Source organism: Vibrio sp. 10N.222.55.C7 (genome assembly GCF_041473335.1).
GTDB lineage: Bacteria > Pseudomonadota > Gammaproteobacteria > Enterobacterales > Vibrionaceae > Vibrio > Vibrio crassostreae_C.
This window is the reverse complement of sequence record NZ_JBFRSC010000059.1, coordinates 1-687: the sequence shown is the minus strand read 5'-3', so window position 1 is coordinate 687 and position 687 is coordinate 1. Positions and strand designations below refer to the sequence as shown.

Here is a 687-nt window from a genome sequence, read left to right as displayed (position 1 = left end):
GTCCCCTGACTACACCTGTATCAGTAAACGCTCGAAGACAGTTCAGGTCAAATATCGCAATAAATCGAGAGGGGCTATTCGCCATATAGCCATTGATTCTACTGGCCTCAAAGTCTTTGGTGAGGGGGAGTGGAAAGTGAAAAAGCATGGTACAGAAAAACGTAGGACATGGCGCAAACTGCACTTAGCTGTGGATGTGGATACTCACGAAGCGATTAGTGCGGAAGTCAGTCTTGTAAATGTAGGCGATAGTGAAGTGTTACCGACGTTACTCAACCCACTACGTAGAAAGGTCGCTGCCGTATCCGCCGATGGAGCATATGACACAAAAAATTGCCACGAGACTCTGAAAAATAAAGGCTGTACTCCGTTAATACCGCCTCGAAAGAATGCAGCTCTTTGGGAAGACGGTCATCCCAGAAACAAAGCGGTAATGGCTCTGAGAGATGGAACAATATCGGAATGGAAAACAGAGTCTGGTTATCACTATCGTTCAATATCTGAGACTGCTATGTCCCGATATAAAGGACTAACAAGCGATAAATTGAGCTTGAGATGTTACAACGCTCAAGTGGGCGAAATCATGGCGAATGTCAAAGCGATTAACAAAGTCATAGGACTAGGTATGCCCGTTAGAAGCTAACGGCTAGCTACATATGGTGTCGTTGATCTTCAAGCTGATTTGAT

General features: G+C 45.0%; 1 protein-coding gene. It reads left to right on the top strand.

All coding sequences use genetic code 11. The features are described 5' to 3' along the window. Positions 1-643: IS5 family transposase (locus AB4482_RS19965; RefSeq protein WP_372181491.1), on the top strand; the 643-nt coding region annotated here is incomplete at its 5' end. Positions 644-687: the final 44 nt, after the last annotated feature.